The organism is Undibacterium sp. FW305-107 (assembly GCF_058788535.1).
Genome location: NZ_JBYTAV010000015.1, coordinates 18,659 through 38,590 on the forward strand (window position 1 = coordinate 18,659; position 19,932 = coordinate 38,590).

23 protein-coding genes are annotated in these 19,932 nt (G+C 52.1%); 22 read left to right on the forward strand and 1 reads right to left on the reverse strand.

Annotation, left to right across the window (positions count from 1 at the left end):
* Positions 1–8: 8 nt before the first annotated feature.
* From AC3WQT_RS25930 to AC3WQT_RS25965, 8 genes are all read left to right on the forward strand, one after another.
* On the forward strand, positions 9–524 hold the full coding sequence (locus AC3WQT_RS25930; protein WP_492708437.1) for an RNA polymerase sigma factor: 516 nt from the start codon (positions 9–11) through the stop codon (positions 522–524).
* 13 nt (positions 525–537) lie between these two features.
* Positions 538–1,344: an anti-sigma factor family protein gene (locus tag AC3WQT_RS25935; protein ID WP_492708439.1), complete on the forward strand. Its 807-nt coding sequence runs from the start codon at positions 538–540 to the stop codon at positions 1,342–1,344.
* 136 nt (positions 1,345–1,480) lie between these two features.
* Entirely contained in the window at positions 1,481–2,359 is an 879-nt protein-coding gene (locus tag AC3WQT_RS25940; RefSeq protein WP_492708441.1) for a hypothetical protein, read from the forward strand.
* A 56-nt stretch (positions 2,360–2,415) separates the two neighbouring features.
* Entirely contained in the window at positions 2,416–3,222 is an 807-nt protein-coding gene (locus AC3WQT_RS25945) for a glutaminyl-peptide cyclotransferase (protein ID WP_492708443.1), read from the forward strand.
* A gap of 5 nt (positions 3,223–3,227) precedes the next feature.
* A complete protein-coding gene (locus tag AC3WQT_RS25950; protein ID WP_492708445.1) occupies positions 3,228–3,749 on the forward strand; it encodes a hypothetical protein in 522 nt (173 codons plus the stop codon).
* A gap of 99 nt (positions 3,750–3,848) precedes the next feature.
* Positions 3,849–4,271, forward strand: coding sequence for a VOC family protein (locus AC3WQT_RS25955; protein WP_492708447.1), 423 nt, complete (start codon positions 3,849–3,851; stop codon positions 4,269–4,271).
* A gap of 73 nt (positions 4,272–4,344) precedes the next feature.
* Positions 4,345–4,689 carry a GFA family protein gene (locus tag AC3WQT_RS25960; RefSeq protein WP_492708449.1) on the forward strand — a complete coding sequence of 115 codons (345 nt, stop codon included), beginning with the start codon at positions 4,345–4,347 and terminating at the stop codon, positions 4,687–4,689.
* 29 nt (positions 4,690–4,718) lie between these two features.
* Positions 4,719–5,195, forward strand: a complete 477-nt coding sequence (locus AC3WQT_RS25965; RefSeq protein WP_492708451.1) for a nuclear transport factor 2 family protein — start codon at positions 4,719–4,721, stop codon at positions 5,193–5,195.
* A gap of 54 nt (positions 5,196–5,249) precedes the next feature.
* Here AC3WQT_RS25965 and AC3WQT_RS25970 read toward each other — a convergent pair whose 3' ends face one another.
* Complete coding sequence (locus AC3WQT_RS25970) at positions 5,250–6,323, reverse strand: MBL fold metallo-hydrolase (RefSeq protein WP_492708453.1); 1,074 nt, start codon at positions 6,321–6,323, stop codon at positions 5,250–5,252.
* A gap of 443 nt (positions 6,324–6,766) precedes the next feature.
* Between AC3WQT_RS25970 and AC3WQT_RS25975 the strand changes: the two genes are divergently transcribed.
* The 14 genes from AC3WQT_RS25975 to AC3WQT_RS26040 all read left to right on the forward strand — a co-directional run bounded on the left by AC3WQT_RS25975 (position 6,767) and on the right by AC3WQT_RS26040 (position 19,912).
* On the forward strand, positions 6,767–7,162 hold the full coding sequence (locus AC3WQT_RS25975) for a MerR family transcriptional regulator (RefSeq protein WP_492708455.1): 396 nt from the start codon (positions 6,767–6,769) through the stop codon (positions 7,160–7,162).
* Positions 7,163–7,326: 164 nt separating this feature from the next.
* Positions 7,327–7,797 (forward strand): PaaI family thioesterase, encoded by a 471-nt coding sequence (locus AC3WQT_RS25980; protein WP_492708457.1) that lies wholly within the window; start codon positions 7,327–7,329, stop codon positions 7,795–7,797.
* A 101-nt stretch (positions 7,798–7,898) separates the two neighbouring features.
* Entirely contained in the window at positions 7,899–9,083 is a 1,185-nt protein-coding gene (locus AC3WQT_RS25985) for an isovaleryl-CoA dehydrogenase (RefSeq protein WP_492708459.1), read from the forward strand.
* Positions 9,084–9,121: 38 nt separating this feature from the next.
* Positions 9,122–10,063, forward strand: coding sequence for a pyridoxal-phosphate dependent enzyme (locus AC3WQT_RS25990; RefSeq protein WP_492708461.1), 942 nt, complete (start codon positions 9,122–9,124; stop codon positions 10,061–10,063).
* Between the two features lie 9 nt (positions 10,064–10,072).
* Positions 10,073–11,854 (forward strand): bifunctional isocitrate dehydrogenase kinase/phosphatase, encoded by a 1,782-nt coding sequence (gene aceK / locus AC3WQT_RS25995; RefSeq protein WP_492708463.1) that lies wholly within the window; start codon positions 10,073–10,075, stop codon positions 11,852–11,854.
* An 80-nt stretch (positions 11,855–11,934) separates the two neighbouring features.
* Complete coding sequence (locus AC3WQT_RS26000) at positions 11,935–13,116, forward strand: acetyl-CoA C-acetyltransferase (RefSeq protein ID WP_492708465.1); 1,182 nt, start codon at positions 11,935–11,937, stop codon at positions 13,114–13,116.
* Between the two features lie 162 nt (positions 13,117–13,278).
* Entirely contained in the window at positions 13,279–13,947 is a 669-nt protein-coding gene (locus AC3WQT_RS26005) for an SDR family oxidoreductase (RefSeq protein ID WP_492708467.1), read from the forward strand.
* A gap of 26 nt (positions 13,948–13,973) precedes the next feature.
* Complete coding sequence (locus AC3WQT_RS26010; protein WP_492708469.1) at positions 13,974–15,107, forward strand: acyl-CoA dehydrogenase family protein; 1,134 nt, start codon at positions 13,974–13,976, stop codon at positions 15,105–15,107.
* 36 nt (positions 15,108–15,143) lie between these two features.
* Positions 15,144–15,539 (forward strand): rhodanese-like domain-containing protein, encoded by a 396-nt coding sequence (locus AC3WQT_RS26015; RefSeq protein ID WP_110257516.1) that lies wholly within the window; start codon positions 15,144–15,146, stop codon positions 15,537–15,539.
* Positions 15,540–15,541: 2 nt separating this feature from the next.
* Positions 15,542–15,925, forward strand: coding sequence for a YchJ family protein (locus tag AC3WQT_RS26020; protein WP_492708471.1), 384 nt, complete (start codon positions 15,542–15,544; stop codon positions 15,923–15,925).
* Between the two features lie 8 nt (positions 15,926–15,933).
* The gene (locus AC3WQT_RS26025; protein ID WP_492708473.1) at positions 15,934–17,556 is read left to right on the forward strand and encodes a carboxyl transferase domain-containing protein; all 1,623 of its coding nucleotides are present in this window, start codon (positions 15,934–15,936) and stop codon (positions 17,554–17,556) included.
* Positions 17,557–17,565: 9 nt separating this feature from the next.
* On the forward strand, positions 17,566–18,507 hold the full coding sequence (locus tag AC3WQT_RS26030; protein WP_492708475.1) for an alpha/beta hydrolase family protein: 942 nt from the start codon (positions 17,566–17,568) through the stop codon (positions 18,505–18,507).
* A gap of 32 nt (positions 18,508–18,539) precedes the next feature.
* Positions 18,540–19,319, forward strand: coding sequence for an enoyl-CoA hydratase/isomerase family protein (locus AC3WQT_RS26035; RefSeq protein WP_492708477.1), 780 nt, complete (start codon positions 18,540–18,542; stop codon positions 19,317–19,319).
* A 56-nt stretch (positions 19,320–19,375) separates the two neighbouring features.
* Entirely contained in the window at positions 19,376–19,912 is a 537-nt protein-coding gene (locus AC3WQT_RS26040) for a DUF1569 domain-containing protein (RefSeq protein ID WP_492708479.1), read from the forward strand.
* Positions 19,913–19,932 lie beyond the last annotated feature (20 nt).

Consider the following 19,932-nt stretch of genomic DNA (forward strand, 5'->3'; position numbering starts at 1 on the left):
TCTGACAAATGAGTCAGCCGGACAGCCGCAGCCAGTTATTGGCCTGCATCCCCCGCCTGCGCCGCTATGCCCGTGCGCTGGTGGGTGACAGGGCGGGTGCGGATGATCTGGTGCAAGACACCATGGAACGCGGCTGGCTAAAACTGGGGTCTTTCTTGCCCGATGGTGATATGCGGGCCTGGCTGTTTTCCATCATGCACAATCTGCGGCGGGATCAATTGCGCAAGCCATCGCTGACTACAGTAGAGCTCGATGATGACGATGCATCCTTACCAGCACAAGCCGCCAGCCAGAACCATGGATTGGAGTTGCGCGACCTGCAAGCGGCATTGATGCAATTGCCGCTGGAGCAGCGCGAAGTATTATTGCTGGTCGTGCTGGAAGAAATGCGCTACGAAGAAATTGCCCTGACCCTGGATATTCCCCTCGGAACCGTGATGTCACGCTTGTCGCGTGGCCGTGAAAAACTGCGCGCCATCATGGAAATGCGCCCCACCAGTACAGTCTTGAAAGTCGTCAAGTGAACAAGGCCAGATCATGAAACATGAGCACATCAGCGAAGCAGACTTGCATGCCTATGTCGACGGTCAACTGTCTGCTGTGCGTCTGGCCGAGGTAGAAAGCTATCTGCAGTCGAATCCCACTGAGCAGGAAAAAGTGTCTGCCTGGCGCAAACAGAATGCTGATCTGCATGCCTTGTTTGATGCCGTTGTTGATGAACCTGTTCCTGCCCGACTGCTTAAACCAACTGCTATTGCAGCCAATCAGCCTGTATGGGGCTGGCGTCATCTGGTTGCTGGTGTCGCTATCGCTTTCGTCAGCGCCAGCAGTGGCTGGTGGTTGCATGCACGCAGTGATGCAAGTACAGTGCTGGCCCTGGCTGAGGTGCAAAAAAACGGTATCCATGGTGCTGCTGGCTTTGCCCATCAGGCTGCAGTTGCCCATCTGGTTTACAGCCCCGACGTACGCCGCCCGGTAGAGGTTGGGGCAGAGCAGGAAGAGCAACTGGTTGCCTGGTTATCCAGGCGCATGGGCAGCCCCATGCGTGCACCCAAGCTGGGTAAGTTATCGTATGAGCTGGTCGGTGGCCGCCTTTTGCCAGGCGGCACTGGCCCGGTCGCCCAGTTCATGTATCAGGACGCGACCGGACAGCGCCTGACCCTGTATGTCAGCAATGACCAGGTACAAAACAAGGATACCGGTTTCAAATTCCTGCAAGATGGCAAGATCAATGTGTTTTACTGGGTAGACGGCAAGTTTGGCTATGCCTTGTCGGGCAGTGTCAGCAAAACCGAATTGGCGCGCATTTCCAATGCTGTTTATGAACAGCTGGCGGTGCAGTAAGTACGCCCCAGGCAATCGTCCACATTCATTCAGGCAGAACTAATTTTCGTGCTGACAGTCTTAAGAGCTGTCTTTGTTCTGTCGTACCCATATATGGATTGCCACCCGGTTCAGCTTTTTCCCAGGAGTATTCGCTATGAAGCTCAGTCTTAAAGCCTTGCTGTTTGCTTGTTATCTGCTGGCCAGCACAGCCCAGGCGCAACAAGATCCGGCCTTGTTTCAGCCCGGCCTCATTTCCGATGGTGGTGTTTTTGGCTTGGCTTTATCCCCGGATGGGAATCAGGCATTTTGGGTGCAATCGCAAGGTCGGCGCGAAGCTTTGCGCATCATGAGTTCATCCAGGGTCAATGGAGTCTGGCAGACACCGCAGGTGGCGAGTTTTTCAAAAAACACAGCATGGAAAGACATTGACCCGGCTATCAGCCCTGATGGCAAGACCCTGATTTTCCAGTCCAACAGGCCTGTACCGGGCAAGCCTGAGCGCAAGGGTTTTGATATCTGGGCGGTCAGCAAGATCGCTGAGGGTTGGGGTGAGGCCTATCACCTGGGGAATATTATCAATACCGATGCTTCTGAATCTTCAGCTTCGATTGCTGCCAATGGCAATATCTATTTTATGAAGAATAATGAAGATGCAGCCCAGCAATCCGATTTATATGTATCCCGCTTCATCAATGGTGCTTACCAGGTGCCCGAAAATCTGGGCGCACCAATCAATAGCATTGAGCGTGAATCGAACCCTTACATTGCACCGGACGAAAGCCATCTGATCTATTTTTCGACCAAACCGGGTGGTTATGGCGATGTCGATTTATATATCAGCTTCCGTGAGCAGGGAAAATGGACTGAGGCTGTCAACCTGGGGCAACCCATTAATTCAGTGGCAGCCGAATTTTGCCCTCTGGTGCATCAGGGACGCATTTATTTGTCACGACAAGTTAAACAAGGTGACAGGTTCATCGAAAATATCTATTCTTTCCCCTTTGATGCCGAACAGTACAGAACCAGGCGCTGAAGCGGGAAGATTGCAGCCGGTGCTATGATGCCGTTTGCTAAGGACAGGATATTTGCATGAAAAATTTTTGGCGGCTACAGCGCTATATCGGCGTGATTTCAGGATTGTTGACCGCATTTGCGGGATTTTCACTTGTCAGTAATGCCCTGGCGGCACTGGCAGCGATTCCTGCTTACAGCTATGAAGTGGTACACACTTATCCACATGATCCGAATGCCTTTACCCAGGGCCTGTTTTTTAAAGATGGTTTTTTGTATGAGAGTACGGGTTTGCAAGGCCGCTCTACCGTACGCAAGCTCAGGCTGGAAACTGGCGAAGTGTTGCAAAAAATGGATTTGCCCAGGCAAATTTTTGGTGAGGGCATCACCTGGTGGGACAAGCGCATTATAGGCATCACCTGGACTACTCAGGCGGGCTATGTGCTTGATCTGGACACTTTCGCTTTTCAAAAAGAATTCACCTACAAAGGTGAAGGCTGGGGTCTTGCACGCAATGATAAAGAAATCATCATGAGCGATGGCACCTCAGAATTACGCTTCCTCGATCCACTTACTTTACGCGAAACCCACCGCGTCAAGGTGACGGCTGATGGCAAGGCCGTAGATCAGTTGAATGAACTTGAATGGGTAAAGGGCGAGATTTTTGCCAACATCTGGCAAACCGATAACATCGCCCGTATCGATCCAAAGACTGGCAAGGTCGTTGGCTGGATCAATTTGAATGGCTTGCTGCCTATGGGCGACCGCATCATGGGTAACCCGGATGTGCTGAACGGCATTGCCTACGATGCAGCGAAAGACAGGCTGTTTGTCACTGGCAAATTGTGGCCCAAATTGTTTGAAATCCGTTTGATCAAGCGCTAGACATCATGACGAATAAAATACTGCATTGCCTGGCTTGCTCTATGATGGGCTTGTTGCTGAGCTCGCTCTCACCACATAGTCTGGCGGCCGATGCCAGGCTGGAAAACCAGCTCATCCTGGCCCTCAAAATCAAACCGGACGGGCAAGACAGGCAGGCCAGATCCAGGCCTGTGATACGGGCTTACCAGCAAGCAGCCTTCATCAGTAAAAAGCCGCAGCAGCGTGCCGACTACATCGATTTTTATCTCTTGCAAAAGCCAGCCAGCTTCATGGGGCATACATTGATTTTGCTGGAAGAAGAGTATATGGATGAGTATGTAGGCTGTTGCGTCAGTCCTGGCATGAGCCTGATGTTAAAGACCAATGCTGATACCCGGGCCGTGCAAGATTTTGCTGACAAGAACGCCTGCACTTTTACCCCGCATGCGGACGTGTTTGACAGGCTCAGAATATTTGGCATTGATCATAAATTGACCAAAGCCGATTACGCTACGCTCAGTTGCCGCGAAAGGGATGCGCAGAAATAAGCAGCCTCAAGTAAGGATGCGTGCTTGTATATGATTGCTTTTTTGTATATAAAGTAAGTCTCGTCGGCCCCGTCGTTTCCATCATGAAAGGAAAGCGTCATGTCTGAGTCTTACCGCAGCCCGTCCGATATTTATCCCAGCCTGATTTATGATGATGCGCCTGCTGCCATAGACTGGCTGGTGCGCGCCTTTGGTTTTACTTGCCGTTTTGTGGTGCCCGGTGAAAGCAACCGTGTAGAACATTCAGAATTGAGCCTGGGCACGGGCGTCATCATGGTCGCCTCGCCCAAAGCCGAGACTCATCATGTCAGCCCTAAATCCCTGACCGGTATTTCGCAGGCGCTCAGCGTCTATGTGGATGACCCGGATGCTCATCATGAAATTGCTATCGCTGCCGGTGCCAGGCTGGTACGACCATTGCAGACGGAAGATTATGGTGCCAGAGGCTATATGGTGCTCGACCCTGAAGGCCATCTCTGGTATTTCGGTAATTATCGTCCAGGTGAATACTGGCAAAGCTGAGCAGACTGAACTCGTTCGCTAAAATTGAGTCAGACAGCAGCACTCTTTTTATACATTCCAGGAGTAAATATTCATGCATAAAGGTAGCTGCCATTGCGGCAAAATCGCATTTGAAGTAGAGGGTGAGATAGGAAGCGCACTCGCCTGTAATTGTTCCATTTGCCAGCGCAAGGGTTCTTTGCTGTGGTTTGTGCCTCGCGATCATTTTCACTTGAAGACACCTGAAGATGCCGCCAGCACCTACGTCTTCAACAAGCATGTGATACAGCATAAGTTTTGCCCGACTTGTGGCATGCATCCCTACGCTGAAGGCGTGGATCCAAAAGGCAATCGTGTGGCAGCTATCAATATTCGCTGTCTGGAAGATATAGACCTGGCGGCCATACCTGTACATCACTATGATGGCCGGGCTTTATAAGAGAAATAATAAGAGAGATGAAATTAAAGATGAAAAAATACCTGAGCCAGATTTGCCTGTTATGCGCTGTCCTTGGCCTGCATGCCTTGCCAGCTTATTCTGCTAATGTTGCTGGTGCTGCTGACAAAAAACAGGCTGCAGTGATCGCTGAATTGACACGTCAGGCAGATGCCTGGGACAAGGCCATCGTGCGCAGGGACAGGGCTGCAATCGAAGCCAATATGGCAGAAGATTTTCGCCAGATTGATGGTGAGGGTAATGTAGAAACCAAGCCCAGTTTTGTTGACGGACTGGTGTCACCCAAACTGGAAATTGATCCTTATACCGTAGAAGATTTTGAAGTAAGGTTGTACGGTGATGTTGCCCTGTTGACAGGCCGCACCAGGATGACGGGGCGGTATGAGAGCAAACCGTTCAAATCACACTATCGCTACACCGACATTTATATCAAGCGCAATGGAAAATGGAAGATAGTCAGTGTGCAGATCAGCAAAATACCTCAGTAATAGTTAGCGTTAAAAAAATAACCCCGTCGATACGGGGTTATTTTTTGGGATAGGCTATTTCATGACAAAACGCAGCACCCCGTCCTCACCCGTTTCCCGGCGCAAGATACCGTCATACCAGAGCTTGTGCAGATGAGCCAGCGCCTCGCCTATCGCGAAAGTCAATTGGTGCGAATCGAGCGGGCGGCGGAACATGATGGGGACGATGTCCATGGCTGACTGTGCTGTGGCACATGCCGTCTTCACCTCTTCCAGCCGCTCGGCGTGATGGTCTTGCAATTGCTGTACGCGGGTATGCAAGCCCTTGAAGGGTTTGCCATGCGAAGGCAGGATCAGCACATCTTCCGGCAGTGGCAGGTATTTTTGCAGTGAATCCATATACTGCTGCACAGGATTGGCTTCCGGCTCTATGGCAAACACCGAGACATTGGTAGAGATACGCGGCAACAGCATATCGCCAGAGATCAGGATATTAAGCTCGGCGCAATACAAGGATGCATGCTCAGGCGAATGACCAAATCCGGCGATGACTTGCCAGTTGCGCTGATTAATGACTACATCCTGACCCTCTTGCATCCGGTGGTAGGCAGTCGGCACGGTAGGCACCAGCCGGGTGTAGTGCGTCTTTCTTTCCTGTATCTGTTCCTGCATGCCGCCATCGACCAGGCCATGCTTGCGGAAGTGCGGGAACATGGCTGTGCCATCCGCACCCGGCAAGCTGGCCGACATCATGCGGGCAAAGGCATATTCACCTGCCGTCATCCATAGTTGCACATTCCAGCGGCTGCACAGCCAGTCAGCCAGACCTATGTGATCGGGGTGACAGTGGGTAGCGATGACGCGGATGATGGGCATGCCGCGCAAGTGGTTGTTCAGGTCACCGAACAGTATCTCCCAGGCGTCACGGGTAGCGTCGCTGGCAATGCCGCAATCGACTACCGTCCAGCCACGGACTTTGCCCTGACTGGTTTCGAACTCATCTTCGAGCAGCCACAGATTGATATGGTTCAGCGCAAAGGGCAGTCCCATGCGTATCCACAGCACACCCGGCGTGATTTCCATGGTCTTGCCTGTTTCAGGCAAGGTCTCGCCGAAAGGGTAGTGGAGTTGTTGTTCCAGTAAGTTCATGCTCGTCTCTGTTGTTATTGTGGTGGTTAGGGGGTGTTGACATATCTTTTAGTCAAGCGAATGGGTGAGAAACCTTGTCTGGCTAGGCTGCGGAGCGCTGCTTGGCGAGCCAAGTGAGCGACACACAACAACGCCAGGCGAGGTTTCTGACCCATTCCCTCTGGGTTCACCCTATATCGAGTGCTGGACTGCGTTGCGCGTCTTGTCAGGGGCACCAGCCCTGACTGCACCACACGCCTTGCCAGCCCTAGATATGGGGTGAACGCTTTGTCTAAAAGATATGTCAACCCCCCTATCTGCTGCCTGTTTTCTCATTATGGATGACTCCAGAAGCACTGGAATAGCCTACAATGCGATTTAAAACTATTTGACGTTAACGTCAACTGCATCAAGTGCAGATTGTAATCAGAAAACTGTTTCTGTGTTTTTTCACCAGATTGACCATGGCCACCTATACCATTACCGAACTTGCCCGCGAATTTGATATTACCCCGAGGGCGATACGATTCTATGAAGACCAGGGTTTGCTTAGCCCCAGCCGTGAAGGGCCGGGCGGCCGCAACCGTGTCTACACAACGCGGGAACGTACCCATCTGAAGCTGACCCTGCGCGGCAAACGCCTGGGCCTGAGCTTGTCGGATATCAAAAGCCTGGTCGATATGTACCGTTCCCCCAAGGATACCGAAGTACAGCTACAGAGCTTTCTGGTGGTGCTGGCCAGGCACAGGGCGGCGCTGGAGCAACAGCGCGAAGATATAGAAATCATGCTGGCAGAAATCAGCGCGCATGAAGAAAAAAGCCGTAGTTTGCTGGAGCAGCTTGATCATGCAGAAAAATAAATTCTGCTTAATAAGAATGCCATGAGTTATGTAGGCAATTTGATAAGGCTCGTGTTGAGGCAACAGCTGAAAAACATCAAACAAGCGAATTGACGTTTACGTAAACGTCAATTAGACGTATTATTTTTGCCTGAGATGGTTTTTCCTTGGCTATTGGGGGTTTTATGAGCAATCAGGCAACGCAGCAAACCACAGCTACGCTGGATCACAAACTGGCCCTGAGCTTGCTGGAAAGCTTCAATGCACAGGGCGCATTGATGGCCTGGAATGCCCGCCTGACCAGCATCACGCCCGGAGTCTGTGAAATCAGCCTGCCGTTTAGCGAGGCAGTCAGTCAGCAGCATGGCTATTTTCATGGCGGTGTGATTGGTACGATAGCTGATGCGGCGGGCGGCTATGCCGCGAATACCCAATTGATGCCAGTGAGTGAGTGCTTAACTGCAGAATACAAGATCAATATCGTCGCACCCGGCAAGGGCGATACCCTGATTGCCCGTGGCAAAGTGCTCAAGGCAGGTAAAACCCTGGTGGTATCCAGTGCCGAAGTGTTTGTAGTGCACGAAGGCAAGGAAAAACTTTGCGCCATCATGCAACAGACTTTGTTTGTGATACCGAAGGCAGAATCTAAAGCGTAAGCCAGTCGCCGCTAGTTCTATGGCGACTGTAAGCAGTAATATGGCTGGTATGGTTAATCATAAGCCAGCGAATTTTAATTTTATAAAAGTGTGAGGACGACATGCTCCATTTACCAGGTTTGACTTTTGATCACGGCGAAGACATCGCCGCTTTGCGCGAAGCCGTGCAGCAATTTGCCCAGGCAGAAATCGCCCCGCGCGCTGCCGAGATAGACCGTAGCGACCAGTTCCCCATGGATTTGTGGGGCAAGATGGGTGAGCTCGGCATCCTGGGTGTGACTGTCAGCGAAGAATACGGCGGTGCAAACATGGGTTACCTTGCGCATATCATTGCCATGGAAGAAATTTCCCGTGCGTCTGCCTCTGTCGGTCTGTCGTATGGTGCGCACTCCAACCTGTGCGTGAACCAGATCAAGCGCAATGGTACCGAAGAACAAAAAGCCAAATACCTGCCTAAGCTGATCAGCGGCGAACACATAGGCGCACTCGCCATGTCTGAGCCAAACGCCGGTTCCGACGTCGTCAGCATGAAGCTGCGCGCCGACTGGAAGGGTGACCGCTGGGTCTTGAACGGCACCAAGATGTGGATCACCAATGGTCCTGATGCCGACACGCTGGTCGTGTACGCCAAGAATGATCTGGAAGCCGGCCCACGCGGCATGACTGCCTTTCTCATAGAAAAAGGCTTTAAAGGCTTCAGCATTGCGCAAAAGCTGGACAAACTCGGCATGCGCGGCTCCCATACAGGTGAGCTCGTATTCGAGGATTGCGAGGTCCCGGCAGAAAACGTACTCGGTGGCCTGGGCAAGGGCGTTAATGTCCTCATGTCTGGCCTGGATTTTGAGCGTACCGTCTTGTCAGGCGGCCCTCTGGGCATCATGCAGGCCTGTATGGATGCGGTAGTTCCTTATGTGCATGACCGCAAGCAATTTGGCCAGCCTATCGGTGAATTCCAGCTCATGCAAGGCAAACTGGCGGATATGTATTCCACCATGATGGCATGCAAGGCTTATGTCTATGCTGTTGGCCAGGCCTGCGACCGCGCCACTACGCCAGAAGCAGTGCGCGCCCTGCGCAAGGATGCTGCCGGTGCGATTTTGTATTCTGCAGAAAAAGCTACATGGATGGCGGGCGAAGCCATACAGACCCTGGGTGGCAATGGCTATATCAATGAATATCCGGTAGGCCGCCTGTGGCGCGATGCCAAGCTGTATGAGATAGGCGCTGGCACCAGCGAGATACGCCGCATGTTGATAGGCCGTGAATTGTTTGCCGAAACAAAATAAGCCAAATAAGCAGATTGTTGTAAACTAAGTCAATTTATATGACACATTTGCATATCATTACACCGTTGCTGGAACACCGTGCTCTTTCAGCCAGCCTGGACAAACAGGTCTGGCTGAAGATGGAAAACAACCAGCCCTCCGGTTCTTTCAAGTTGCGTGGCATAGGCCTGATGTGCCAGCGTGCGGCTGAGCAGGGGGCAAAACACTTTGTCTGCCCTTCTGGCGGCAATGCTGGTTTTGCTGCCGCCGTTGCTGGTGTGGCCCTGGGTTTGCAAACCACGATCGTCGTGCCGCAAACCACGCATGAAAGTGTGCGTGCGGCAATACGGGCAATTGGCGCGACAGTTATTGTCGAGGGTAGCGTCTGGGATGAAGCCAATCAGGAAGCTTTGCGCCTGTGCGAGCAGCCGGGTGCGGTGTATATCCCGCCGTTTGACCATGCTGATATCTGGGATGGCAATGCCACAACGATAGATGAGGTGGCGGGCAAGCTCGACTTTGATGTCGTCATCTGCTCAGTCGGCGGCGGTGGCTTGCTCAGTGGCATCGCCCTAGGCCTGGAGCGCAATGGCCTTGGCCATATACCCATCATCGCTTCAGAGACCGAAGGTGCAGCTTCCCTGCATGCAGCCGTGCAGGCTGGTGAACTGGTGACTTTACCAGCGATTACCTCGATTGCCAGCACCCTCGGTGCGAGACGTGTTGCACAACAGGCATTTGACTGGACGCGCAAACGCACCGTGCACACTGTGACCGTCAGCGACGCCCAGGCTGTGCAGGCTTGTCTGGCTTTTGCCGACGATATGCGTACCCTGGTGGAACCGGCCTGTGGCGCAGCCCTGGCAGTGGCTTACCAGAATCTGCCCGTACTGGCGCAATACAAGAAGCCGCTGATTGTGGTTTGTGGCGGTATAGCCGTGGATCTGGCTAAACTACAGGCTTGGGAAAAACAGTTCCTGCCCGCAGTTGAAACTGAGTGAGCACCGACCATGCCCCACACCCATTTCCCAAAATTGCTGTCTTCGCAAATTGCCTTCGATATCGCCAGGACCATACTCGATGGTTTTGACAGGCATTATCATTTGTTCCGGGCCAGCAGCCAAAGAGCAAAGCAACAATTTGAAACGGGTGACTGGCGCGCCGCACAAATCGCCGCACGCGAACGCATAGGTTATTACGACACCCGCGTGCGCGAATGCGTACAGGCACTGGAAGATGAATACGCAGAAGAAGACCTTAGTGACGAAGTCTGGCGCGAAGTCAAACTGCATTACATGGGCATGCTCATAGATCATCTGCGCCCAGAGCTGGCCGAGACTTTTTTCAACACCGTCTGCACCAAGCTCTTGCACAGGAATTATTATCACAATGATTTTATCTTCGTGCGCCCGGCAACCTCGACCGAGTATCTGGAAAGCGAAGATACGCCACCGAGTTACCGTGTGTATTACCCGGCGACAGATGGCCTGAATTTCACCATCAAGCGCATCGTCACGAATTTTCAACTGAATGCAAAATTCGAAGACCTGGACCGTGATGTGGCTCTGGTGGAGGCACGCCTGCGCGAAAATTTTGGCCCCGCCAAGCTGGAGCCAAATCACCAGATACAGGTATTGGCCAGTCTGTTCTATCGCAACAAATCAGCCTACATCATAGGCAAGGGCATCAATGGCAATAAGGAATATCCCTTTGTCATTCCCGTCATGCACAAGCGCAAGGCTGAACTGGTGCTGGACACGGTGATCTTCGACACCATGCTGATCACGGTGCTGTTCTCGTTCACTCGCGCCTATTTCATGGTGGACATGGAAGTGCCGTCTGCCTATGTACAATTCATACGCAGCATCTTGCCCAAGAAACCGCGCAGTGAAATCTACACCATGATAGGTCTGCAAAAACATGGCAAGAATCTGTTCTACCGCGACTTTTTACATCACCTCAAATATTCATCTGACCGCATAGAAGCCGCACCCGGCATACGCGGCCTGGTGATGCTGGTGTTTGCGTTGCCGTCTTTCCCGTATGTATTCAAACTGATCAAGGACAGTTTTCCGCCACCCAAGGAAACCACCAAGGCCCTGATCAAGGAAAAATACCTGCTGGTGAAAAACCACGATCGCGTGGGCCGCATGGCCGATACGCTGGAATACTCGGATGTGGCATTTCCACGCGCCCGTTTTTCTGAAGAGCTGCTGGCCGAGATCAGGCAATATGCACCATCTCTATTGGAAGTGAATGATGATGAAGTCGTCATCAAACATCTGTACATAGAGCGCCGTATGACGCCGCTGAATATCTGGCTGACCGAAGCCGAGCGCGGTGGTGATATGGCTGCAATGGAACATGGCCTGAAAGAATACGGCAGCGCCATCAAGGATCTGGTGGCGGCAAACATTTTCCCTGGTGACATGCTGTACAAAAACTTCGGTGTCACCCGTCATGGTCGTGTCGTCTTTTATGACTATGATGAAATCGAGTACATCACCGACTGCAATTTTCGCAAGATACCTTTGCCGCGCAATGAAGAAGACGAAATGTCTGCCGAACCCTGGTATCCGATTGCCAAAAATGATGTTTTCCCCGAACAGTTTGGCACTTTCCTGCTGGGGAACAAAAACGTCAAAGAATATTTTATGAAGCACCACGCTGACTTGCTGACCGCCGAATACTGGCAGGCCCGCAAGAAGCGCATAGTCGATGGCAAGGTGGATGATGTGTTTCCGTATCCGCAGGAAATCCGCTTTTGCAATCAGACCAGCAGTACAACTTAGAAGCTTTGTGCTTGCCCGTTTCATGACGGACAAGCCCTCATTTTCAGGCAGTCAATCTGCTTTTATTTTTGGAGAACAAGATGAATGATCCTATCGTAATCGTTGGTGCAGCCCGTACTCCCATGGGTGCTTTTCAGGGCGATTTTTCTTCCCTGACAGCCAGTCAGCTCGGTGCAGTTGCCATCAAGGCCGCCGTTGAACGCGCCGGTGTCAAGCCAGAGCTGGTAGAAGAAGTCTTGTTCGGTAACTGCCTGATGGCAGGCCAGGGGCAAGCGCCAGCACGTCAAGCTTTGCTGGCTGCAGGTTTGCCAGTGTCTACAGGTGCTGTGACCTTGTCCAAGATGTGCGGCTCAGCCATGAAAGCCACCATGATGGCCTTTGATTCCATCAATGCAGGCAGCAATGAAGTCATCGTATCAGGCGGCATGGAATCCATGACCAATGCCCCTTACCTGATCCCCAAAGCACGTGGCGGCTACCGCATCGGTCACGGCATGATGTATGACCACATGATGCTTGATGGTCTCGAAGATGCTTATGACAAAGGCCGCTCCATGGGCACTTTTGCTGAAGACTGTTCTGCCAAATACAACTTCAGCCGCGAAGAGCAGGATGCATTTGCGATTGCCTCCGTCAAGCGCGCTCAGGCCGCAACTGCCGATGGTTCTTTCGCATGGGAAATCGCCCCAGTGACCGTATCAGGCCGTGGTGGCGATGTTGTCATCGACAAGGATGAGGGTCCGTTGAAAGCCAAGCTCGACAAAATCCCTGCGCTGAAACCAGCCTTCAAAAAAGACGGCACGATTACCGCCGCCTCATCCTCTTCCATCAATGACGGTGCTGCTGCACTGGTCTTGATGCGTGAATCCAAAGCCAAGGAATTGGGCCTGACACCGATAGCAAAAATCCTCGGTCACGCCAGCAATGCACAAGAACCAGGCTGGTTCACCACAGCACCAGTGGGTGCCATCCAGAAGCTGTACAAAAAACTGGGCTGGACTACAGACGACGTTGACCTGTTTGAAATCAATGAAGCTTTTGCGACCGTGCCTATGGCCGCCATGAAAGAACTGGGCATCCCGCATGACAAGGTCAATGTACATGGTGGTGCCTGTGCGCTGGGTCATCCTATCGGTGCTTCCGGTGCACGTATCATCATTACGCTGATGGGTGCCTTGAAGAAGCAGGGTAAGAAACGTGGTGTGGCTTCGCTTTGTATAGGTGGTGGTGAAGGCACGGCTTTGGCAATTGAGATGGTATAAGGCCGATTAAGCTAAGCGCAGCGCACTCTTGAGCCTGCGATGCCAGTTGTGCCTGGGTAGTAAAGTACGAAGCGCTTCTTAACTCAATATTGCGCTGCTCGCTATGCTTACTCGACCTTATAGAATACCAGTGGTCACAATTTTGTAAATCGAAGGAACACAATGCCAGTCGCTTTAATCATCGGTGCATCACGCGGTATAGGCCATGAACTGGCCATGCAATACAAGGCTGCAGGCTGGCGTGTTATCGCCACTGCACGCAAGGAAGAAGACCTGGCCGCATTGCAGGCAGCAGGTTGTGAAGCGTTGCCGCTGGACGTCACCAATCTGAATGACTGTGCCGGTCTGGGCTGGCGTCTCGACGATGAGAAGATCGATGTGGCCATCCTGAACGCAGGTGTATATGGCCCACGTGTAGAGCAACTGACAGCGCCGCAGGAGTCCGAGTTTGATGCTGTCATGCATACCAATGTGCTGGCTGCCATGCGCATTTTGCCCCTGGTCTTGCCGCTGGTGGATGCGGCAAACGGCAGGCTGGCAGTGATCTCTTCACTGCTGGGTTCGCTGAGCCTGCGCAACAGCACACATGGATGGTTGTATCGTGCCAGTAAAGCTGCCCTGAATTCTGTCCTCAAGGATATTTCCTTGCAGGCATCCGACAGTATCTGCATCGCCTTTCACCCAGGCTGGGTACAGACTGAAATGGGTGGTAGTGAAGCACCTCTGACTGTGACTGAAAGCGCCAGCGGCATGCGCCAGACACTGGCAGGGTTAAGTGCCAAAGATAATGGCCAATTTTTTAATTACGATGGTACCAGCCTGAGCTGGTAATCGTTCAAAGCAAACAGAGACTTAGCATGTTACTGACACCAGAACACGAAATGATACGCGACGCCGTGCGCGCCTTTGCCCAGGACCGTCTGGTGCCCAATGCTGCACGCTGGGACAAGGAACATCATTTCCCCGCAGAAGAATTAAAGGAGCTGGCACAAATGGGGGCGTACGGCGTGGCCGTACCCGAAGAGTTTGGTGGCGCTGGTATGGATTATTTGTCGCTGGCCCTGGTGCTGGAAGAAATCGCTGCCGGTGATGGTGGAACTTCCACCGTGGTATCTGTCAATAACTGCCCGGTCTGCAGCATTGCCATGATGTATGCCAATGACGCGCAAAAAAAACAATGGCTGACACCACTGGCACAAGGCGACATGCTCGGTGCCTTTTGCCTTACTGAGCCGCATGCAGGCAGCGATGCGTCTGAACTGCGCACGACCGCAAAACGCGATGGCGATCATTACGTCATCAACGGCGTCAAGCAATTCATCACCAGCGGCAAATATGCTGACGTGGCCATCGTCATGGCTGTCACCGATAAAGAAGCAGGCAAAAAAGGCATCAGCGCCTTCTGGGTGCCCACCAGCACGCCAGGCTATATCGTCGCCAGCCTGGAACAAAAGATGGGCCAGCATTCATCAGACACTGCACAAATCCTGTTCGAGAATTGCCGCATCCCGGCAGAGAACCTGATAGGTGAAGAAGGCATGGGCTACAAGATTGCCCTGTCTGGCCTTGAAGGTGGCCGCATAGGCATAGCCTCACAATCAGTAGGCATGGCGCGCGCCGCATTTGAAGCAGCACTGGCCTATGCCAAAGACAGGACCAGTTTTGGCAAACCTATTTTTGAACACCAGTCAGTCCAATTCAAACTGGCCGACATGGCGACCCAGATAGAGGCCGCCCGACAACTGATCTGGCATGCAGCCAGCATGAAAGACGCAGGCAAGCCCTGTTTGAAAGAAGCGGCGATGGCAAAACTGTTTGCTTCGGAGATGGCAGAAAAAGTCTGCTCGGATGCTATACAGATACATGGTGGCTACGGCTACGTCAGCGACTTCCCGGTTGAGCGTATCTATCGTGATGTGCGGGTTTGCCAGATTTATGAAGGTACTTCCGATATACAAAAGATTTTGATTGGACGTGCACTGGCTGGTTGAGTGATTTCAGTTCTTAAAAAGAATAACGGAGACAGCATGAAAAAAGGTTACAAGCAGTTGGTTGATGAAGCCAATGCCGAAATTAAAACCTATAGCGTGGCAGAAGCCCAGGCCAAACTCGCGGATGCCAATGTGCAGTTCATTGATGTCCGCGATATCCGCGAGCTGGAACGTGAAGGTATAGTCCCCGGTGCCTATCATGCCCCGCGTGGCATGATAGAGTTTTGGGTTGATCCTGATTCTCCGTATTTCAAACCTGTCTTCGGCGAGAAAAAAGAATTCATTTTATTTTGTGCCGCTGGCTGGCGCAGTGCATTGACTACCAAGACCGTGCAAGACATGGGCCTGGAAAATGTCGCGCATATCGATGGTGGTTTTACTGCCTGGAAAGCCGCCGGAGCACCAGTCGCCATCAAGGAAAGCAAGAAGTAATAATGAGCAGCAAAGCATGCCCCTGTGGCTTGAATAAAAATGTTGAACAGTGCTGCGGTCAGTACATCAGTGGTGCGGCGGTAGCACCAACGGCAGAAGCGCTGATGCGTTCGCGCTATACCGCTTATACGCTGAATGATGAGGCCTATCTGCGTGCGACCTGGGATGAGCGTACTTGTCCCAAAGAGCGTATCACGCACGATGACCCAACCAAATGGCTGGGGTTGGAAGTCAAGAAATTCAAAGCTGATGGTGATGCGGCGACGGTGGAATTTGTTGCCCGTTACAAGATTGGCGGTAAGGCGCACAGGCTGCATGAACTCAGCCGTTTTGTGCGATATGACGGCAAGTGGTTTTACGTGGATGGCAGTTTTCCAGAAAAGTGAAAAAGATAATGACAACTTTAGATTCCAAACTCAATTCCCGCTCTGAAGAATTCAAAGCCAATGCAGCGGCCATGCAAACCGTAGTGGATGACCTTAAAGAAAAGATCGCCAAAATTGCACTTGGCGGTGGTGATGAAGCGCGTAAGAAACATCTGGCCCGTGGCAAACTCTTGCCGCGTGACCGCGTACAAATGCTGCTCGATGCGGGCACGCCTTTCCTGGAGTTTTCGCAACTCGCTGCCTACGACATGTACAAAGAAAAAAGCGGTGCCGATGCTGCTCCATCTGCCGGTGTCATCACTGGCATAGGCCGCGTGGCTGGGCAGGAATGCATCATCGTCTGTAATGATGCGACCGTCAAAGGTGGCACTTATTATCCGCTGACCGTCAAGAAACATTTGCGCGCGCAAGAGATTGCCGAGCAAAACAATCTGCCCTGCATTTATCTCGTCGATAGCGGCGGCGCGAACCTGCCTAACCAGGATGATGTCTTCCCTGACCGTGATCACTTTGGCCGCATCTTCTACAACCAGGCCAATATGTCGGCCAAGGGCATACCGCAAATTGCGGTAGTCATGGGTTCCTGTACCGCCGGTGGTGCCTATGTACCAGCGATGAGTGATGAGTCCATCATCGTCAAGAACCAGGGCACGATTTTCCTTGGCGGCCCACCGCTGGTCAAAGCGGCGACTGGTGAAGTCGTCAGTGCCGAAGACCTTGGTGGTGGCGATGTACATACTCGTCTTTCTGGTGTGGTAGATCATCTGGCACAAAATGATACGCATGCGTTGTCGCTGGCGCGTACCATCGTTTCACACCTGAACCGCCAGAAACCACAAACCGTGGTCATGAAAGAAGTTGAAGAACCGAAGTTCCCGGCATCTGAATTGTATGGCGTGATACCTGTCGATACCCGCAAACCTTTTGATGTACGTGAAGTGATTGCCCGCATTGTCGATGGCAGTCATTTCGATGAATTCAAGGCGCGCTATGGCACGACTCTGGTCTGTGGTTTTGCGTATATCCACGGTATGCCAGTCGGCATTATTGCCAACAACGGTATCCTGTTTTCTGAATCTGCATTGAAGGGGGCGCACTTCATAGAACTGTGCTGCCAGCGCAAGATACCTCTGGTCTTCCTGCAAAACATCACCGGCTTCATGGTAGGCCGCAAATATGAAAACGAAGGCATCGCCCGCAATGGTGCCAAGATGGTGACTGCAGTGGCAACTGCGAATGTACCCAAGTTCACTGTCATCATCGGTGGCAGCTTTGGTGCTGGCAACTATGGCATGTGCGGCCGTGCTTATTCACCCCGCTTCATGTGGATGTGGCCAAACGCGCGTATCAGCGTCATGGGTGGTGAACAGGCTGCCAGTGTATTGGCGACCGTAAAACGTGATGGCATAGAAGGCAAGGGCGGTAGCTGGTCAGCTGAAGAAGAAGCGGCTTTCAAACAACCTATCAAGGATCAGTACGAACACCAGGGCCATCCTTACTATGCATCCGCGCGCCTGTGGGATGACGGTGTCATCGATCCGGCAGATACGCGCATGGTGTTGAGCCTGGGCTTGTCGGCAGCTTTGAATGCACCGATACCTGATGTGAAGTTTGGCGTGTTCAGGATGTAGGAACGTATCATGGCAAATTTCGCTTCAGCTATCCGCACGCCTGTGCTTGCTCTGTTGGCATTGTTCAGTCTGACTGTTCAGGCGCGTGCACTGCAGGAAGAAAAAACTGCAGAAGAACAGGCAACAGCCGGTCCTGTCAAGCTGGCAACGGACTTGCATGAATCGGTGACGGCTATCAATGTAGTTGTCAAGGATATGTTCGGACGAGAGAGCAAGGGTGAAGTGGTCATTACGCAGTTCAAACCTGATGGTGATGGCCCTTTCCCCATCTTGATCCTGAATCATGGTCGCAGCGCTACGAATCGTGCGGCGACTCCCAGATTCAGGTACACCCCGCAGGTCAGGTATTTTGTGAAGCGCGGTTTCGCCGTATTTGTGCCTACCCGCATTGGCTATGGTGAAAAGGGGACGACACCTGACCCTGAAGAAAGCGGTAGCTGCAATAACAAAAATTATGCGCCTATGGCAGAGGCCGCCAGCAAAGAAATTCTGGCAGTGCTCGAACATGCCAAAACACAAAATTATGTCGATGCCAGCCGGGTGCTGGTCGTGGGTCAGTCTGTAGGCGGTTATAGCGCGGTAGCGGCGGCGGCAAAAAATCCATCAGGTCTGGTAGCTGCCATCAACTTCGCCGGTGGCTCTGGTGGCAACCCGGCAGAACGTCCCGGTGAGCCTTGCCAGCCCTATAAGATGGAAAAAATGTATGCTGAATTTGGCGCAGGCAGCAAAGCACCCATGCTGTGGATATATACGGAAAACGATCAATACTTTGCTCCCAAATATTCCCAGGAATGGCACGCGGCTTTTGTAAAAGCGGGTGGCAGGGCAGAATTCAAGTTGCTGCCAGCATTTGGTAAGGATGGTCATACCCTGTTTACAGGGGGCAGCAAGATTTGGGAACCTTTGGTCAGCGAGTTTCTTGATGCGAATGGCTTCTCCAAAGCAAAGTAAGATCAAAATACGAATTAAGTGGAATTGTTAAAATGGAAAATATCGAGCTGAGCTTTCAGGATTTCGTGGCAACTGTGACATTAAATCGCCCCGATGTGCGCAATGCATTTAATGAAACAACCATAGCTGAAATCACCAGTGCTTTCCGCGATTTGGATACGAATGACAGCATTCGTGCTATTGTGCTGGCCGCGAATGGTCCTGCTTTTTGTGCTGGTGCAGACCTGAACTGGATGAAAAAGATGGCTGACTACACCCATGAGGAAAACCTCGCGGATGCTGGCCAACTGGCAGAAATGCTGCACGCCATCTATACATGCAGCAGGCCAGTAGTTGCCAAAGTGCAAGGAGACTGCTATGCCGGTGGTATGGGCCTGGTAGCGGCTTGCGATATCGCGGTCAGTGTGGATACGGCCAATTTCTGTCTTAGCGAAGTCAAGCTGGGCCTGATACCGGCGACTATTTCGCCCTATGTCATCAAGGCCATGGGTGAAAGCGCGGCGCGCCGTTATTTCATCACTGCCGAGCGTTTTACTGCGGCAGAAGCGCATCGCACGGGTTTTGCTCATGAAGTGGTGACTGCAGAGACACTGGATGCCAAAGTGGCCGAGATCGTCAAGGCGCTGGTTAGTAATAGCCCGAATGCAGTGAAGCAGGCCAAGCGCCTGGTACAGGATGTTGCCAGCCGCGAATTGACGCCAGCACTGATAGCAGGAACGGTAGAAGGCATAGCGCAGATACGGGCATCGGATGAGGGCCGTGAAGGGGTACGTTCTTTCCTGGAAAAACGCAAGCCAGACTGGTTAAGTTGAATCCAGCTTAAATATTAAGCAGATAGCAAGAATAGAATGGAAAGGAGCTGACAAAGATGACAAAGCGTAGACTGGTATTGACAGGCCTGGGCGTCTCTTTGCTGGCCGTAGCGTGCGCTGTGACTTATCGCAAGTCCACAGTCGTTATTACTTCAATCCCAGACATGCAGGCAAAACTTGCCAGTCTGAAATTGAATAAGTTGGCCAGTCAATCAGGCTGGCAGCCATATAAAGTCTTTGTGCACCTGGCGCAAAGCATAGAGTATTCGATGACAGGTTACCCGGAAATGAAACCGGCTGCCTTTCAGAAAACGGCAGGCAGTGCAGCCTTTTATGCTTTTTCAATCGCCGGTGCGATGACGCATAACCTGACTGAACCAATACCAGGTGCGCCAACAATCGCAGAAAGTGGCGATGTGAATGCCGGTATCGATATGCTGATTGCCGCATTACAGAAATTTGAAAACCATGCGGGTGAGATCGAGCCGCATTTTGCTTATGGCAGTTTGAGCAAGGCAGAGTTTGCCCAGGCCCATGTCATGCATATAGAGAATCATTTGAAGCTCATTCAGACTACACAGTCCGTGGCTTGAATCTGGAACTGGAATGAACT